Consider the following 378-nt stretch of genomic DNA (forward strand, 5'->3'; position numbering starts at 1 on the left):
CAGGATCCCCGCAACATGCGCCGCCGCGATCTCACCCTGCGAATGCCCCACCACCGCGTCCGGCACCACACCCAGCGAACCCCACACCCGCGCCAGACACACCATCACGGCGAACGACACCGGCTGCACCACATCCACCCGCTCCAGCGAGGCGGCACCCGGCACCTGATTCACCACATCCCCCAACGACCAGTCCACATAAGGCTTCAGCGCACCCTCCACCTCCGCCAGAACCCGCGCTAACTCCTGCTCCTAGCGCGACAGACGCCTGCCCAGCCACACCCTCCGCGACCCCTGTCCCGGGTACCCGCACCGGGACCGGCGCGGCACCTCCGTTCGGCCCGCCACGAACCCCGGCACAGCCTCGCCGGAGGACAG

1 protein-coding gene is annotated in these 378 nt (G+C 70.4%); it reads right to left on the reverse strand.

What is annotated here, in order from left to right; genetic code table 11:
* On the reverse strand, positions 1-231 hold a 231-nt coding region (locus PUR61_RS12100), incomplete at its 3' end, for an acyltransferase domain-containing protein (RefSeq protein ID WP_329878731.1).
* Between the last annotated feature and the right edge of the window lie 147 nt (positions 232-378).

Source organism: Streptomyces sp. BE20 (assembly GCF_036322525.1).
In the GTDB taxonomy this organism is placed as follows: Bacteria; Actinomycetota; Actinomycetes; order Streptomycetales; family Streptomycetaceae; genus Kitasatospora.